The following is a 17,564-nucleotide window of genomic DNA, read 5'->3' as shown; positions in this document are numbered from 1 at the left end:
AGAAAAAACGGTAATCACTTTTTTGCGACAGAAGCTTATTCCGTGATTTTAAAACCGCGGTCCTTAAGCATTTTATACAGCATGAATAAACAGATGGAATCTTTCTGGCAACTTTTTTTTAGTTTCTCCATTCCACGGTGAATCAGATTTCGTGCAGATTGGTAATTTAAGTGGAGAATTTCGGCTAACTCGTCATAATCTAGTCCCATTACATACCTCAGATAGATTGCTTCACGCTGTCTGTCGCTTAGCTCTTCCATCGCTTTTTCCAACAACTTCAGCCGTTCATCCTCAATCGTTTCGTCATCTCCCAAAGTTAATGAATAGGCAAAGGCAGCTTTCTCAGAATCAATGGAGAAGAATCTGTTTTCTTGCCCTATTAAACGAAATATTTTACGTTTTAACGACAAAAACAAATAAAGTTTAATGCTGTTGGTTGATTTGAGAGTCGCCCTGTATTTATACAAATCGACAAAAATATCCTGAATTGCATCAAAAATCAGATCTTCTTTTTTAGAAAAATGCAGTCCGAATTTATACAGTTGTTGAGCATAACGTTCATAAATAATCTTAAACGCATCTTCACTCCCGAGAATAAAATCATTCCACAATTTACTCTCGGACTGTATTTTTTCAGTTTCACTCATACATTCAAGATAAATTCACTTATCTCTTGCAAATTGTATACTTCAACCAAATTCGCAAAACCCTCCGAAAGATAAGAAGTATCGCTTTGGGTCCTTATTAAAACAACTTTTTTTTTTCTTGTTCTGTAGCATTTTTAAGAGAATAAGTCTGAGTGAAGATTGTCCACACAAATCATGGTACCCGTGTTGGTTTTAGGCTAAAGCAGTTACCAGTCTGCTAAATTTATATCTAAGGTAATCAGCAGAGGATTGTGGTCGGAAGCTAAGGTGCGAATAACCTGAACATCTGCAACATTCCACCTTGCAGCAGGATAGAAAGCAATATAATCGATTTTTATTCAGGCTGTCGGTTTAAATACAACAGACTGTTATAGCCGCAACCGGAATATATTTCGTTAATGTTGAGGTTCGAGTTAATCAACATTTTCAGGGCATTATTAATCCGCACTTCGTTGACATATTGCGAGAAGGTTTTTTCGGTCCAGTTTTCAACAATACTTCGTTAAAATCGAAATGTTATCCCTGGTATAAAGTTTCCCCTCGCTTTGTTCAATATAGGCAATCTCATATTCGGGATGATAGTGCCTTGGAGAGGTGAAATGGTCTTGTTTGTAATGCCGGGTCAGAAATATGGCATCCTCATCAAACTTGAGTTTTTCCTCGTTTATTTCCATTTGCTTCAAAAAACAATTACAAGCGGCTTTTTAATTCATCGATACTTATTTTCAGCATACGACCAACCGGTTTTCCGTCACGCCAGGTTATTGCTTTTACCTCAACAGCACCCGTTGGAATAGCAACAGGCGCCCCCTCATACTTCTCCGAATACTGATCCGGGAAAGAAAAATTAAAAGAATAATAAACATCCAATCCAGGAAACTCCGAGCCAAAGGCAACTTTTATTTCTCCCGAAGACTCCTTTACCGGAGTAATCATCGGATCGAAAACACTGCGGGCATAATTGGTTTCTGTTCGGTCCAGTAGAGATAAGTTTTTCTCCATGCGCTCAAAAAAATATTCCGGGTTCCGTTTTTCTTTCGGTGTCCATAATACTTCAGACATAGCCAGTGCTCTTGGCCAGGTCATATATTCAACCTGTCGTTCATCTTCAATCATTTCTGTCCATACATTCCCTTGTCCCCCTAAAATATATTTAGCTTCTATCCCATCAGGAACAGGCTCGAATTTATACACCTGGGTAAGCCTTAAGCTGGACCATGTATACGGAAATCCTTCTATCACCGGCTCTCCCTGCATGTAATCCAGGTAGCAAAAATCGGTCGGGGTCATCACCACTTCGTGTCCTTCGGAAGCTGCTTTTATACCTCCTTCCATCCCGCGCCATGACATCACAGTGGCATTGGGGGCCAATCCTCCCTCCAAAATTTCATCCCAACCGATAAGTTTCTTTCCTTTAGATTCAACAATTTTCTCAACCCGTTTTATGAAGTAACTCTGGAGTTCGTGTCCATTTTTCAAACCATGATCGTACATCACTCTCTGACATTTCGGGCAGTTTTCCCAAAAATCCTTACAGACTTCATCTCCTCCGATATGAATGTATCTCCCCGGGAAAATATCAACAAGCTCATTCAGGATGTTAGCCAGCATTTCAAAATTAACTTCATTCCCCGCGCATAATACATTCTCTTCCGGGCCTCCGTATTCCCCGGCATAAACCGTTGTCGGGTTCCCGCTGCATGAGGCCTGCGGATAGGCAGCAATCAACGAACGACTGTGCCCGGGAACATCAATTTCGGGAACAACGGTTATAAAACGATCGGCAGCATATTTTACGATTTCCCTTATATCCTGCTGCGTGTAATAACCACCGTATGTTGGCTTTTCATTGGACTGAGGAGCCGGCATACTGTAAAAAACACCGGTACGGGGAACCCGCCATGCTCCGATTTCGGTGAGTTTCGGATATTGTTTTATTTCAATCCTCCATCCCGGATCATCTGTTAAATGCCAGTGAAATACATTGTATTTATATTCCGACATCCGGTCGAGATATTCTTTTAGAAACACTTTACCAAAAAAATGACGACTATCATCCAGCATAAGACCACGCCAGCCAAACCGTGGATAATCAACCACAGAAACAGCAGGAACCAACAGGGGTTGTCCTTTCTTTTCCACCGCACAATTCAATGAAATAAGTTGCTGTAATGATTGTAATCCGTAAAATATCCCGGCGGGACTGTTCGCTGAAACTTCTATACCGGAAGGCTTAACCTCCATCATATATCCTTCATCTCCAATTTCGTTATCCCTGATTAGGTTGAGACGAAGAATAACATTCTTCCCTTTTGCAGAAGGCACTATCGCCAGCTTGATCCCGGTCATGTTATTCACCCGTTCTGTAAATATTTTTGCCGGCTGTAAAACTGCCTCATTTCCGTTGGTAATAATCCTGGTATTCTCAGATAATTCAAAGTCTCCGGCACATTTTATTATTTTTACAGGCTCCGGAATTAAACCGACAGTGCCCTGTGAATATCCGGTAAAACTTGTACAAATCAGAATGAAACTTACTAAAAATCGACTCTTCATATTGATTCTGTTTTTATTATTTCTGGTTACACTTTTAAAAAAACCTTTTGTCTGAATGTTTATAAGAAACAAACTATTCTCATACGTGCTGTTTTGTAAGGCCCAGATCTTCTTCTATTTCTTCCAGCGATTTTCCTTTAGTTTCGGGAATATACCTCTTGATAAAAATAAAAGCCAGTAAACTAAAAAGCCCAAAAAGACCAAAGGTCAACACTCCACCTAAACCATTAAACATCAACGGAAAAAATAAAACAACCAGTAAAGAACAAATCCAGCTTACCGACGTTGAAAACGACATGGCTATCCCCCGAACAGAGGTTGGATACATTTCGGAAGTAACCACCCACATAACCGGGGCGAGTGAAGCAGCAAAAAAAGCGATGTACATCAAAACTGAAATAATCATTCCGGCATTTCCCGCAAAACCCGCAAATGTTGCTGAAAGAAAAATCAGCGATAATGTCATCCCGGCAGCACCCCATAGCAACAAACTTCTTCGGCCTTTCCGATCGACCAGCCAAACGGCAATAATTGTAAATACAAAATTAACTACTCCTACAATGATCGACTGAAAGAGAGCATCGTCAGCACCCAAACCGGACTTTTGGAAAATTACCGGAGCATAGTTAATAACTACGTTGATTCCGGTTATTTGCTGAAATGCGGCCAACAGGGTTCCCAACAGCAGGACATAGCCCGTTCTTCCTTTAAAGATTGAAATTATACCAACCTCCTTATCCAACGTTATATTTTTCAATGAAGACTCAACAACTTCAATTTCGGCCAGGGCATAACGTGTTCCCCCTATTTTCTGAAGCAGACTTTTGGCCTCGTTTTTTCGTCCGGCTTTAATTAACCAACGGGGACTTTCGAAAAACGAGATATTGAGTAATACCAGATAACCCAGGCCAAAAACAAGCGGTACCGCCAGCATAAAACGCCATGTATAATTCAGGCTAAACAAGAAGTAATCGATTATATAGGCCAGCAGAATCCCGGTTACAATCGCCATTTGGTTAAACGAGACTAAAGTTCCCCGACGTTGTGCCGGAGCAACCTCTGTAATATAAGTCGGCACAATGACCGAAGATGCCCCCACTGCTATGCCTCCGGCAATACGTGCAAAAACAAACAAAACGAACTGCCGGGTCATGCTACATATCAATGCGGAAAGAATAAACAGAAATGCAGTAGCAAACATCATTTTTTTCCTGCCGTATTTATCCCCGAAATATCCGGCAATAAGAGAACCCACCAAACAGCCAATCATAATTGAACTAACGGCCAGACCGGTTTCCATCTGGTCCAACATGAAATATTTCTGAATTCCGGGAATTGCTCCTGAAATTCCGGCCATATTCAGCCCAAATAATAATCCTCCGTTAACTGCCACAAAGGTCATCCAGTTAATGAGTCGGTTATTCTGCTTCATTTATTATTTTTTTGATTGTAAATATTCTTCATTTCCCATGCATCCAGCGATTTCAGCACTGCATCTTTTCCACATGCTTTTATTGACACCCCCCTGCTGTCGTCCCGATCAGGATAAGCACGCAAAGCAACACATTGACGGTCGTTTACAAATACCTCAACAATACTGCAATCGATGAAAACATGCAGATTTACCAACTCACCTTCTTTGATCTGAACATCAGCAGTTTCCGGAATTCTGAAATTTACCTGATCCGATAATGAACTGTTCAGGTTATCAACGGAAACAGCACTGGTCCGGATAGCTGGCCCTGAATAATCACGGATAAGATATCCTCCGTCATGATAAAAAGTAACCCTTGTATACTCCTCTTTATTTGGAGAACGCAACACATTGAGTTCAACGGCCGAAGCTTCTTTAAGGTCGAGGGTCAGATCAATCTCCAGCGCCTTGCCCGAAATCCCGGGAAGAACAATTTCTTTATTGGCGGGCAAGTTCATTTCGGGAACAGCAATATGTTTTTTCCTTAATGCTGTATAATTGCCTGCCGGGCTAATCTCCAGTTTTTCGTTCTCGTCCAAAGTCAAACGCCAGGGCAAAGTCATTAACTCGGTATAATTACTCTCTCCTATTTCTTTCCCGGTATTCATATTAAAGATAGCGATAACGCCACCTTCTCCGTCCGGATAAGCTGAAGGAGCATGAACACCACCGCGGGATGCCGGGCCATGATTAAAATTTCCGCCATCGGTAACATAAAATTTATCGTTCAACTTGTCGTAATCTCCAATCAGGTACTTTCCTCCGCTTTTATGGCTAAAATAGAGAAGGATATACTTGCCTTTATTTCCAATAGGCCAGAAATAAGGACACGAACCATCGTCGCCAATCAGCGAATAACGATCATTTTCAACAAAAGGATACAAATATTTCCAATTCAGTAAATCGGTTGATTCAAAAAGAAAATTAGCCCGTACTTTTTTCCCTCCTGGTCCGGTATATCGGTTACCTCCTATCAATGAATAATACTTGTCGCCTTTCTTCCAGATATTCGGGTCCCAGGTACTATAAGGCAATCCGTCAGAAGGGTCGGGGTCGGTAATCACTGCTTTGCCCGAGATCTTCGTCCAGTTTAGTAACAGCGGGTCTTCCGAAATTGCAACCATACTTCCGGCATTTACCCCGTGATACATCGCAATTACACGATTCTCTTCAACCCATGTTGAACCCGAAAAAACCATTTCTTCAGGATTAGGATAAATGGCGTAAGGCAAGTCATTCCAGTGAATTAGATCGTTACTTACAGCATGTCCCCAGTGTTGCCGGGGATCTTCGGGAGGATAAGCCTGAAAGAAAAGATGCCAGTTTCCCTTCCAAAAGCAAAGGCCGTTGGGATCATTCAACTTTCCTTCGGGGCTGATAAAATGGTAACAGGGTCGGTGCTTGTCAACAGAAAGTTCTTGTCGCGATTTCTGAAATCTTTCTACTAACAGGTTATCTTTTAGCTGTTTTTCCTGTTCATCCAATCTGTCGTCAAAAGTAAACCGGGGAACTTTCGATGTATAATCCTGTGCAAAAACAGATGCAGAACACAGGAGTAAGAATATTAAAGGAGGGTAAAAGATTCTTTTCATTACTCAACTATTTCGGTTATTCGTATTTCACCAGCAGGTGAACAGATTGCCGGTTTTGAGGCAAGGTAATCACCTTTTGGTCGGCATCCCAATTTGCCCATTCCTGTCCGTTGACGATTACAGACTGAATGGATTTCTGAAAAGGGTCGTGAAGAAAAAGTAAAGTCTTCGGACTATTTTCGGGCAAGAGAATATTTGCAACCATTGTATTGGGTTCTTTGCCCTGAGCCAACGAGTAGCTATATTCTCCGAATTTTGTATGAACTTGGTTTAACTCCACTCTCTGCCCCGGTTCAAGCCAGCGTTCAGGAATTCCGTTTCCCAACCAAACCTCATTGGCTTTCTCCTCTAACAGGAAGTCAATAATCTGGCTCACCACACGTGCTTCGTCAGGACATTTGTAGAAAGGACCACTGGCATGTTCCCACATCCGGTACTCTTCCGACAGGGCAACCACATCGGGGTAAAAGAGTGAGGTAAAATTATTGTACAAACTGCGAATAGCTGCTTTCGTTTCCTGACGATCGAGATATACACTGACCGGGTTTTGGAGATTAGCCTGGAAAACCATACCTCCCCGGCTAAACCAATATTCATCATCCACCCAACCGTGAGTATTCAAATTCAGTGACGTTGACAAGGTGAGGTTATCTTCCCAGTCATTCAGGATCCAGTCAGCCATTGGTGATTTTGGATCAATAATCCCTGTTTTTATCAAAGTAACAGGTCCGTACAAAACTTCACGGGTTGATGATAACCTCAACGTTGGATAGATCCCTTTCTCATACCGATCGTAATAGTCCGATTTTTTTGAACCAAAATAACGGAACCGCTGGTAGGGCCGGACCGGAATATACGGGACACAGGTGTTATCGCGCAATCGCACTACCGGGCTCAGTTCGATGGCCCGTTGCAAACTGTTCAGAATATCGTCCCGATAAGCGGCCGCTTCCATTTTATAATATTCTGCCTCTGGCAAACCAGCCACATCAAAAGCTTCGGCCGTTGCCTGAAGCCCGAGGTAAGCATATGCATTGGTCGCATACCAGTACCGCCACTCGGGACAATCTTCCAGCATTCCTGCCGGCAAAAGGCCGTAATGCAGCACCGGGTCCCCGTTTCTGTCGGTTTCTTTCGTCTGGTTTCGCTGCTCAATAATCCAGTCGGCAGCTCCAGTCATGTGTGGCGCTGCCTTTTTCAACCATTCCTTATCGCCCGAATATCTGTAATGATGAGCAAGTCCCCAGAGAACTGTTCCATGGTTCATATTATAGCCTACAGCAGTAAGGTCGTTTTCTTCATCAATTTTAACCCCGTAAAAGACAGCTTTTTGATCTCCGGTATAAGCGCCGGGAAGTTTACGGCTACCCTGTCGTTTCATGAAAACATCAAGATAACCGTCAACCGTTTCAAAATCTCCCAAACGATCCAACAAAACTGTCTGGAAAATTGATTCATTCGCATAAACAGGATAGCTAAACGAAGCTGCGGGAACCATAAACAAACCACTTTGGGGATCCTTTGTTACGCTCATCCGGATATGCGGAATAACTGCTTTCGCCAATTGGTTAAAAACAGCTTCGGGAACATTAAAAACGGTGTTCTTTGCAACCAGATCCCGCCAATACGTGACAACACGTGCTTTTTCTTCAGAATAATTAAGCGATGAAAGTACCGGCATATCTGCTGATGTCAGGGTTCCGACAAAAGGGAAACAGAAATATAACGATTTGGAAGAGTTAGGCGCCAGCTCAATCTCGTGATGTATTCCCCGAAAGTCGTCTGTCTGAATGAGTTCCGTTTTTATCGCATCATCGTTTGTCTCTTTTGCATAACACCTGATGTATTTTTCATTTCCTACCTGATCCAGAATAAAACCTTTTTCCCTGGAGATATTCGTCAGTGCATGATTGCCTCTGAGCCACAGATGAGCAACTTTGGATGTTCGTGACGGATTGGAGACTTTTAGCTGAACCATCAAAACAGAAGGAGTATATTCATCTCTGCCCGGATCAAAGGGAGAAAGTACCCCATTCCCGGAAGAAGTAACAAAAGCCTCCTCCTTATAAAGTAATCCGTCATGGTTCCAATCGGAACTTACAACTGGCAAATAATCATGAAGTACCGACATCCGGCAATTATCCAGGGTTCTCTCATACAACGCAGCCTCTCCTGTCCCAAAATCCCATTCTAAGCTGTTGCCATTCCAGTTACACAGCGAAAGAAGCTTACCCTGCAGCTTTGCTCTTTCTTTATCAAGGATTAAGTTTCCACCCCACTCCACCGCAAATTTCTGCCAACTGCCGTCGCAGGCTAACGGCAAATAGATACGGCTCCCGGCCTGATCATGCAAGGGATCCAAATGAGGAATTTCGTTCCGGGCCTTTTCATACGATTGTTCCGGTTCTTCCATGATCTGTTCCCGAATATTTTTCCCGTCAACAATACCGACCTCCAGAAATGAAACAGGATCATCCGCCTTTGTTATATAAACATTGAAGTAAGGAATATACATTGGTCCTTTCTGCAAATCGTCAGGAGCAAAAGAAAAAGTGCCGCCGGAGGAGCGAACCGTTATCAGGGTTTCTTCATTCGACCCCGCCAGCAGCGGCTGTGAAGTCAAGGTCTTTATAATTATCCCTTTATTGGCAGGGGAATGCATATTCCAGGAATTCCCGCTTTTCTTATCTCCATTTTTCCAGTTCCACCCGGAAAGACTTTTAAAGAATCCATTAAAAACTTCAATCCTGCCGGAAAGGTTATTGGCTTTTTCATCCAGAAACTCAATCCGAAGCTCATCCTCTTTTAACGTTGCCATCGAAAAGACATCGATCCGCTGAAACTGATTCCTTAGATCTTCCGGAAACTTAAGCCGTATTTTCATCGTTCGCCGGTATTCAACTTCCCCGGGCAAATTCTCCGCATTCGCAATTTCACCGTTCAACAATGGCTGAAATGTATAAATAATTTTGTTCCCGTTCCTTTCGGTTTTAGTTTTGGCAGTAACCCACTCTCCCCGCCACAGATCATCCTCAAGATCGTCGTAAGAAGGCATGTGCGGAGGATGATCGGGCCATGTATCGTGCCAGTATTCTATTCTCATCGAAGCAACAAGATCATCTGGCAGCGAACTGTTCCATAAAACTTCGATACGCCGGATATCACGGGCATCCCACCAGCGAACACCAATATTATCCTTTTTCGGGTCAGCCGGAAATTCGTCATAAGTAATTTCCGTTCCGATCAAATCACTCTCTGAATTCCAATAACACAGTGTTCCGAACCTTACAATATTTAAAGCTTCTTCTTTACCTGCAATTTGCCTTTCAAATTCCATTGCCTGAACTGCAGCCATCCCCCAAAAACAAAATAGGATAACGGAAAAATGCTTTCGTACAAATAGAAATGTAGTCATACTAGATATATGGTTTAATCATTAATGGTCCGCCTGATACAAATGAATACTATACAATTCCCAAAATGCCCAGAATCATACAATCAAATTCCTTATTTCAACTTAAATAAGTATGAATGAGAATTTTATACTGCGATTTTAGCTGGTGAGTTCACAAACAATCATTATTACAATTTTATTCACAACACCCTAAAACACCAGGAAAGTTATTTGGCGAAATAACCTGGTATTCATGCAATCTTCATATCATTTTTTTTATTCTTTCGTAACAGAACTATCGTATTCCCAAAAAAATGTTTTACGAAACCTTCAACAATTATTATATCCCTGAAAAATACAAATCCCCTATTCAGTGGCGCTTGTTTTAGAAAAACAACCTGAAAATTCATTTTCTTTTTACTTTAGTTTGAGTAAATCTCCGCATTTTGTTTTTGGAGATATCGGATATTGAGGGTCAACAATTTTCTCAGACCATCCTTGTTTCTTTGGTTAAATCGTTATAATTCCTGCAATTACCGGGCGATTAGTTTTTTTATATCTGTTATCAAAACATCGGATATCTTATCAGAATAACGGTACCATTTATATAGTTTTCCATCTTTATCTATCAATAAAAAATCAGGAAATGTATGCAATCCATAATCTTTCACGATCTGTTTGTTGCCGGCACAAACCGGATAGTTCAAATTATTATCCTTCACGTATTTCTTCACAATTTCGGGTGGGTCATACGGATAAAATGCACACATCTCAAAATTGTCATTTGCATGAAAAGTCCGGTCAACCTGAATTAGGTGCGTTGTCGATTTGACGCAAGGACAACAATTAAGCAATCCGAAATACAGTAAACGGATTTTTTTATCGTTTGGCGACAGGTATAGCGACTCTCCCGTCACGGTATGAACTTTAATCTCAGTAGCCAGCGAATGGATTTTTTTATGTTCCTTTATTTGAACAGTTTCACGCTGAGTTGTTTCAGTGTCTATCTGATTGGCATCAACAACGAACTGACTGATCCCGGTTTCTGAAATAAATTCTTTATTTCCTTGTTCCCGAAATGTATAATTGCGTAGTTCATTAGCATACAATAGCTGTGGTTTTTTTGTTGTATAGCCATACCTGTAAACAAAAAACGGCAGATAACTTTTTGCATCAACCCAAACAACATAACCAAAAAAGGGATTTTCATCCTTAAACCTTAATTGATAGAATTTCTGATTATTCACAATCGTGTCCGGGGCCATCGTGATTTGATCTTTCGGATATGACTTCAGAACACGAAAAATTTGCGGAATTTGTCCATCTACATGCTTTCTGAGGACCTTTATTGTATTCGGATCCTGTAAATTAAACAGATTATACCTTACATCCGGAATCATATCATCCAGAATATCCTGATTAGCATAGTAATAGTATCCATTATACACCTGACGCTCGATCCGATCAAAATTGAATGTTTTTTCTCTCTTCTCAAAGCTGTAATTCATACCACATAATGTGTCATAATCATTGATTTCATATGAAAGTTTTCCGGCGTAATACCATTTCATCATTGTATCTGCCTCAGTTTGCTGATAATTGGTATAAATGCTTTCATAAGAACCGGCTTTCGATTCCTGAATCGCATTTATTGTTTTATTAATAAGTTCATCTTTTGAAATCTGAGCAGATACCCATAGTGGGAAAAGCAAAAGAATTAGAGCTGTTTTCATTATTATGTAAACTTTATTCATGTTTATGAGACAGCATGTTAACATTTCATCCAGATAACGTGTTGTTAAATTTAGAAATAAAAATTCGAATGATTCTGCCTTTCGATTGACTTATTTGGAGATTTTGTCGCATACTTCTATAAAAAAAAACCGATCATAAACGCGTTTCTTGGCAATGACCCAAACCACGCCCCCACTGAAAGGGGTAATTTTCCAATCAATTCGACCTGCTGATAACAACAAAACAGCTCATTTCGTCTATCTTTCCTTTTAAAGCTGTTTTCTTGACAAAAAGAACAAAATAACAATAAAACAAAATTACGAGATTGTTTTTTATTTCTTTTTGAATATGTTTGTGTTGTTCAAAACTATACAAGACCAAGTCAGATGGATCGAACGACTCAGGGAACAAGCTGACCGTAGCAGTCAAATCATTGTATGCCCTGTCGGACCGGCAATGCTATTTTTATGCCGGACAGTTTGACCGGACCAGTTTAGACCGGGACTTGTTTATCGTCGACCTGAGCCTCAGCGACGACAATGAAGTCAGCTTCAGCAGTCCGAATACCGGCATCAACCTGACCATGGAAGAAGGTACGGTTGAAGTGAATACGGTAGACCATACCACCGACAACCGGTACACAATTGTAACCACAACGCTCAAACTGAAATATACGTTTATTGACGTAAGCTCATCGGATCAACCCGTATTAAGAGCGGAAGGAACGATATCAATGAACCAGCAGGCGCTTAAGGATACGCCCTGATTCCTATGCAGAACTGCCTTTCCCCGCAATGGGCAGGGTGGTTCTGTTAACAGTTGCATTAGGCAGAAAGCTGCGTGCTCCAAGATTCATCAGTCTAGTGACAGGCTGTCTGCCAACTGAGAACAAAAACAAATCGACAAACTACCGAAAGTGCAAATCAGGCAGTCCATTCGGTCCCGGGTATGCCGGTTTTTAACCGGCGGTTACTGAATGCGCGGTCCGAAAACCGCACCGGCAGGTTGGTAACAACAAGGAAAATACGGTTGTTTTTAGATTCAGAAAAGCATCCCGGAGCAGTGCGCGGGCCGTCAGAACGCCCGGGCGAGGGTTCGTTCTGACAAGATTTTTGCTTCCTTTTTATCGACTGAAAAAGGAAGGGTCCGTCCGGCCAAAGGACAAAGAATAGCATTGGTGTCCGGTAAAGAGGATATATGGGTGGAGCGGTTTGTAACCGCGCATAATCGTCGGTTACAAACCGACGCACCCGCACCGGGCTTTTTGCCGGTCTGCAAACCGATTTGGTATTCAAACACGGTTATGAAGGACAGATGCTGAAACAAGTTCAGCATGACCTTTTTTTTCGGTGATGAGCTGTCGTCAGCCCTGACCTTTTTTGTTTGCTTTTTTGTATCAAGACAAAATCCGTTCGACCCCGGAGGTGCCGGCTTTAACCGGCGGTTGCTGAATGCGCGGTCCGGAAACCGCGCCACCCGCACCGGCAGGTTGGTAAACGACAAGGGAAATACGGTTGTTTTTAGATTCATACAAAGCATCCCGGAGCGGTGCGCGGGCCGTCAGAACGCCCGGGCGAGGGTTCGTTCTGACAAGATTTTTGCTTCCTTTTTATCGACTGAAAAAGGAAGGACCCGTCCGGCCAAAGGACAAAGAATAACATTGGTGGGCGGTAAAGAGGATATATGGTGGGCGGCGCGGTTTGTAACCGCACCACCCGGCTGGTTTGCTTGTTATTCGCATAAAGTTACCGGCTGACGGGATAAGAAACTGTAAAGAAACAAGCTGTGGCGGGTTAATTCTGCCACAGCCTGTCATGATCGATCATGGCCGGAATGAAGAACGGTCTCACTGCCTCGTGATAGACAGCCTATCAGCTTAATGATAGAGGGTCTATCAGCCTAATGATAGATAGCCTATCAGCCTAATGATAGACAGACTCACTCCCTAATGGGAGACAGGCTCACAGCCTGGCTGGAACCTGTAACCTGTCAGGCTGCGGAAAATTCCGGGTCTATTGCACCGGTGCATTTAATACGTAGTAGAAGAGATAAGTACGTGGCTCTTTCAACCAGGTGTTGACCGCAAACTGGGTACAGATACTCAGTTTATAGTCGCCGGCGGGCAAAGATGCGGGAACTACAAAGGTGATCTTCGACGGGTCGTCGGCTTTTGAATGCCCGGTTTTTAACCGAGCCACCCGCAAGGGGAACAATCATCCGGTCAATTCATTTCTGCAGATTGGCTTAAAAACAACCTCCCTCCTGCTTTCTTTTTGTATCTTATTTGTTCAACAAGAAAAACAAAAAACAATCGAACAAAACAAGATTGTTGTCTTTTGTTTCTTTTTGTGTATGTTTGTACTAGTTGTGATGTATTTGTTATGGCTATAAACAGAAGGACTTTTATCAAAATAAGCTCGCTCACGGCGGCTAATCTGACCGTATTGCCCGTGGCTGGAACAGCAGCTATGAAGTCATTTTCAGGGACCGGGGCTTATCCCGGGCTTTTGAACGGATTTTTGGCCCCGCCCGATAAGGTCAAATCGTCCTGTTACTGGTGGTGGTTTAACGGCCTGGTAAACAAAGAAGGCATTACCCGCGACCTCGAAGAGTTCAGGGCAAAAGGAATGGGCGGCGTGTTGCTGGTCAATTCGGCAGGTGGCCTGGGCGGCGTACCTTTTCCGCAGGGAGCCAGGCTTTTTTCAGACGAATGGAAAGACTTGTACCGCCACGCCATGAGAGAGGCCAAACGGTTGAACATAGAAGTGGGCATCAACCTGAGTTCGGGCTGGTGCATGGGCGGGCCGTGGATCAGACCTGAAAATTCGGGCCGGTGGTATTTGCAGTCGGAACTGGATGTTCAGGGGCCGCAAAAGTTCTCCGGGAAACTGCCGCTCCCCGGTAACCGCGATGGCTACGATAAGGTTTTTAACCCGCCCGGCTATAAAGAATACATCGACCTGCCGCTGGAGGAACTTGATTACCGCGACACCGCCGTCGTGGCATTCCTGAATTCAGACAAACCGGCAAGCCGTATCGGCGGCGAACGGGCAAAAGTGCTCGACGCCAAAACCAATCGCCGCGATGCCAGCAATTTTGCGCTGGCTGTCAACATCATGAACCCCACCCGTCAGCCCTGGCAAAACGATCCGGCCGACCGGCCAATTCCGCTGACACGGGTCATTGACCTGAGTTCAAAAATAACCAGTGACGGGCATCTGGAATGGGATGTTCCCGCCGGAAACTGGACCATCGTCCGAACCGGCCACCGCATGACCGGCTCCCGCCTGATGATCGCCCAGCCGGAAGCCGACGGATTATCGATCGACTGGTTCGACCGCAAAGGCGTTGAAATCCAATTTGAAAACTTCGGGAAAATCCTGATCGAAGAAGCCGCCAAAGTGGGGACAAAACCCGCGTATTTCTGCGACGACAGCTTCGAAGACGGTTTCCCGAACTGGACAGGCAAAATCCTTGAAAAGTTCAGGGAGTACCGTGGCTACGAAGCAACTCCTTACCTGCCGGTTTTAAGAGGGTACATCGTTGAAAATGCGGAGGTGTCGGACCGCTTTTTGACCGATTACCGGAAAACCATCGCCGACTGCATGGCCGACGGGCATTACAGGCGTTTTGCCGAACTATGCCACGAACACGGCCTGCTGGTGCAGAACGAAGCGGCCGGCCCAAGCCGTTCGGGCACCATTTGTCTCGACGGGCTGAAAAATCTGGGCCGCAGCGACCTGCCGATGGGCGAATTCTGGCTGGGCCCCAACCACGAGGATCAGTCCACCCTCACCGATGATAAGCCCTACGGCGTTTCCCGCCTCGATCTTGGGCAAAATAAAGTCACGAAAATGGTTGCCTCCGCAGCCCATATCTATGGAAAGAAAACCGCATCTGCCGAGGCATTTACAACATTCAGGCATTGGCTTGATTATCCCGGCTCTTTGAAACAGGCACTTGACCGGGCCTACTGTGAAGGAATCAACCGGATTGCCATTCATACGTCCACGGCCACGCGCCCGCAAGACGGCAAGCCCGGTTACGAATATGGTGCCGGGACTCATTTCAACCCCAATGTAACCTGGTGGGAAAAATCGGGGCCCTTCTTCGATTATATTGCCCGGTGCCAGCACCTGCTCCAGGCAGGCCTGTTTGTGGCCGATGTGCTTTTTTACAATGGCGATTCGGCGCCAAACCTGGTCGAACAAAAGCACATTGACCCGGCTCTCGGGCCCGGTTACGATTACGATGTTTGTAACGAAGAAGTCCTGCTGACCCGCCTGTCGGTCAAAAAAGGGCGCATCGTGCTACCCGACGGCATGAGCTACCGCGTACTGGCACTTCCGGACGATGACCGGATGCTGCTGCCCGTTGCCGAAAAAATCGGTGAACTGGTAAAGGCCGGGGCAACCGTGATCGGCCCAAAACCGGCCAGAGATTCGGGTTTAAAAGATTATCCCCGTTGCGACGAACAGATTAAACGGACTGCCGCTGAGCTTTGGGGCCGGATCGACGGCGAAAAGATAACGCAAAACCGGTACGGAAAAGGCCGGGTTTTTTGCGGGGAAACCATTCGTGACGTCTTGCTGAAAGATGGGGTAAAACCTGATTTCGAATTCACCGGAAAAGAGGTTTGGATTGATTTTATCCACAGGACAACAGACGATGCGGAAGTTTATTTCGTTACAAACCGGAAGAAACAACCGGCAAAAACCGAATGTCTGTTCCGGGTGAAAGGCCGCGTTCCCGAAATCTGGGACGCCGTTACGGGAACTGTTTCAAATCCGGCATTCACGGTGGTTGACGACCGGACAGCCATTCCGTTGGAGTTCGTCGAATTCCAGTCGTTTTTTATCGTTTTCCCAAAAAAACCGGGAAAATTTGCGGCTCAACGTCCGCAAGCGCTGCTTTGCCAGGATACTTCCGGCTTAAAAGCGGTTCAGGAAATCAGCGCCCCGTGGACGGTGAAATTTGATACGGAATGGGGCGGCCCCGGATCGGTCGAATTTAAACAGTTGACAGATTGGAGCACACACCCCGATGAACGCATCAAATATTACTCGGGAAAAGCGGTGTACAGCACCCGGTTCGACCTGGCACAAAAGCCCGGGGAAAACTTTTTCCTCGAATTGGGCGTGGTGAAAAACATCGCCGAAGTAAAACTGAACGGGAAAAAGCTCGGGATCATCTGGACAGCTCCCTGGCGGTTAGATATTTCGGAAGCAATCAGGGAAACCGGCAACGAACTCGAAATTGACGTGATCAATCTTTGGCCGAACCGCCTGATTGGCGATGCCGCCTTGCCCCCCGGACAACGGCTGACCAATACCAACATCGAATTTAAAAAAGACGCTCCCCTGCTTGCCTCGGGCCTACTGGGCCCGGTCATCATTCATGCGGTGCAAAAGAATACATAATCTTTGGCGCCGGTCTGATAATCCTCATTTTCAGGCGATGACGTGGAGTCGTGATTTAATCTGTTATAAACGGATGAATTTGCTGTTTAATCGCGAATTCATTATTTTGGATAACATGGACGTTTCATAAAAATGGAACCAGAAAATCAGGCCGATATAAAAAAATGGAACCGGTTCAGAAATGGAGATGACATTGTTCTTTCCGTTATTTACTCAGAAAATGCAGAGGCATTGTACCAGTATGGTCTAAAATTGACAACAAACCGGGAACTGGTGGAAGACACGATCCATGACCTGTTTTTAGACCTGATCAGGAACAGGAAAACCATCGGTGAAACTGGTCATATCCGGTTTTATCTTCTAAAATCATTTCGCAGAAGACTAATCCGGAAGCTGAAAAGCGAAAAACACGACCGGGACCTTCCATTATCAGAGGCAGTATTTGACGTCCGCTATTCCATTGAGCAGGAGATGATTTCAAAGGAGATTTCACAAAATACCTCCGCGCGTTTATTAACAGCAGTAGGACAATTGAGCCCCCGGCAGAAAGAAGCTATTTACCTGAAGTTTCAAAAAGAACTGAATTATCCGCAGATCTCGGAAATACTGGGCATGAGTGTCGAGGCATCAAGAAACCTGATCTACCGGGCTGTAAAATCCTTGAAAGAGGCATTCCCAAAAATCGGGGAAGACGCTGTATTCCTGCTTATCTTTAAAAAAAATCAGCAAACCGGTTAAAAAAATCAA

General features: G+C 44.2%; 13 protein-coding genes. 4 read left to right on the top strand and 9 right to left on the bottom strand.

Translation table 11 applies throughout. The features are described 5' to 3' along the window. Positions 1-35 precede the first annotated feature (35 nt). The 8 genes from ACOIT5_RS07650 to ACOIT5_RS07615 all read right to left on the bottom strand — a co-directional run bounded on the left by ACOIT5_RS07650 (position 36) and on the right by ACOIT5_RS07615 (position 11,417). Positions 36-647: an RNA polymerase sigma factor gene (locus ACOIT5_RS07650; RefSeq protein ID WP_423129884.1), complete on the bottom strand. Its 612-nt coding sequence runs from the start codon at positions 645-647 to the stop codon at positions 36-38. Between the two features lie 334 nt (positions 648-981). After that, positions 982-1,095, bottom strand: a complete 114-nt coding sequence (locus ACOIT5_RS07645; protein WP_423129883.1) for a hypothetical protein — start codon at positions 1,093-1,095, stop codon at positions 982-984. A 40-nt stretch (positions 1,096-1,135) separates the two neighbouring features. Continuing rightward, positions 1,136-1,321: a hypothetical protein gene (locus ACOIT5_RS07640; RefSeq protein WP_423129882.1), complete on the bottom strand. Its 186-nt coding sequence runs from the start codon at positions 1,319-1,321 to the stop codon at positions 1,136-1,138. A 16-nt stretch (positions 1,322-1,337) separates the two neighbouring features. Next, positions 1,338-3,203: a beta-N-acetylhexosaminidase gene (locus tag ACOIT5_RS07635; RefSeq protein WP_423129881.1), complete on the bottom strand. Its 1,866-nt coding sequence runs from the start codon at positions 3,201-3,203 to the stop codon at positions 1,338-1,340. A gap of 79 nt (positions 3,204-3,282) precedes the next feature. Continuing rightward, on the bottom strand, positions 3,283-4,635 hold the full coding sequence (locus ACOIT5_RS07630) for a sugar porter family MFS transporter (RefSeq protein WP_423129880.1): 1,353 nt from the start codon (positions 4,633-4,635) through the stop codon (positions 3,283-3,285). Further along, positions 4,632-6,269 carry a glycoside hydrolase family 32 protein gene (locus tag ACOIT5_RS07625; protein ID WP_423129879.1) on the bottom strand — a complete coding sequence of 546 codons (1,638 nt, stop codon included), beginning with the start codon at positions 6,267-6,269 and terminating at the stop codon, positions 4,632-4,634. The genes ACOIT5_RS07630 and ACOIT5_RS07625 overlap by 4 nt, the downstream gene beginning before the upstream one ends. A gap of 16 nt (positions 6,270-6,285) precedes the next feature. Beyond that, entirely contained in the window at positions 6,286-9,684 is a 3,399-nt protein-coding gene (locus tag ACOIT5_RS07620; protein ID WP_423129878.1) for a hypothetical protein, read from the bottom strand. Positions 9,685-10,196: 512 nt separating this feature from the next. Then, a complete protein-coding gene (locus ACOIT5_RS07615; protein WP_423129877.1) occupies positions 10,197-11,417 on the bottom strand; it encodes a TlpA family protein disulfide reductase in 1,221 nt (406 codons plus the stop codon). A 332-nt stretch (positions 11,418-11,749) separates the two neighbouring features. Between ACOIT5_RS07615 and ACOIT5_RS07610 the strand changes: the two genes are divergently transcribed. Both ACOIT5_RS07610 and ACOIT5_RS07605 read left to right on the top strand, forming a co-directional pair. After that, positions 11,750-12,163, top strand: coding sequence for a BT_3044 domain-containing protein (locus tag ACOIT5_RS07610; RefSeq protein WP_423129876.1), 414 nt, complete (start codon positions 11,750-11,752; stop codon positions 12,161-12,163). Positions 12,164-12,730: 567 nt separating this feature from the next. Then, positions 12,731-13,153: a hypothetical protein gene (locus tag ACOIT5_RS07605; RefSeq protein ID WP_423129875.1), complete on the top strand. Its 423-nt coding sequence runs from the start codon at positions 12,731-12,733 to the stop codon at positions 13,151-13,153. Positions 13,154-13,409: 256 nt separating this feature from the next. Here ACOIT5_RS07605 and ACOIT5_RS07600 read toward each other — a convergent pair whose 3' ends face one another. Then, on the bottom strand, positions 13,410-13,595 hold the full coding sequence (locus ACOIT5_RS07600; RefSeq protein WP_423129874.1) for a DUF4469 domain-containing protein: 186 nt from the start codon (positions 13,593-13,595) through the stop codon (positions 13,410-13,412). Positions 13,596-13,778: 183 nt separating this feature from the next. Between ACOIT5_RS07600 and ACOIT5_RS07595 the strand changes: the two genes are divergently transcribed. Both ACOIT5_RS07595 and ACOIT5_RS07590 read left to right on the top strand, forming a co-directional pair. After that, a complete protein-coding gene (locus tag ACOIT5_RS07595; protein WP_423129873.1) occupies positions 13,779-16,817 on the top strand; it encodes a glycosyl hydrolase in 3,039 nt (1,012 codons plus the stop codon). 132 nt (positions 16,818-16,949) lie between these two features. Next, positions 16,950-17,555, top strand: a complete 606-nt coding sequence (locus ACOIT5_RS07590; RefSeq protein ID WP_423129872.1) for an RNA polymerase sigma factor — start codon at positions 16,950-16,952, stop codon at positions 17,553-17,555. The last annotated feature ends 9 nt before the right edge of the window (positions 17,556-17,564 follow it).

The sequence above is a fragment of the Gaoshiqia hydrogeniformans genome (assembly GCF_049347105.1).
GTDB lineage: Bacteria > Bacteroidota > Bacteroidia > Bacteroidales > Prolixibacteraceae > Gaoshiqia > Gaoshiqia hydrogeniformans.
The sequence above is the reverse complement of the archived record's forward strand: the minus strand, read 5'-3'. Positions and strand labels throughout refer to the sequence as shown.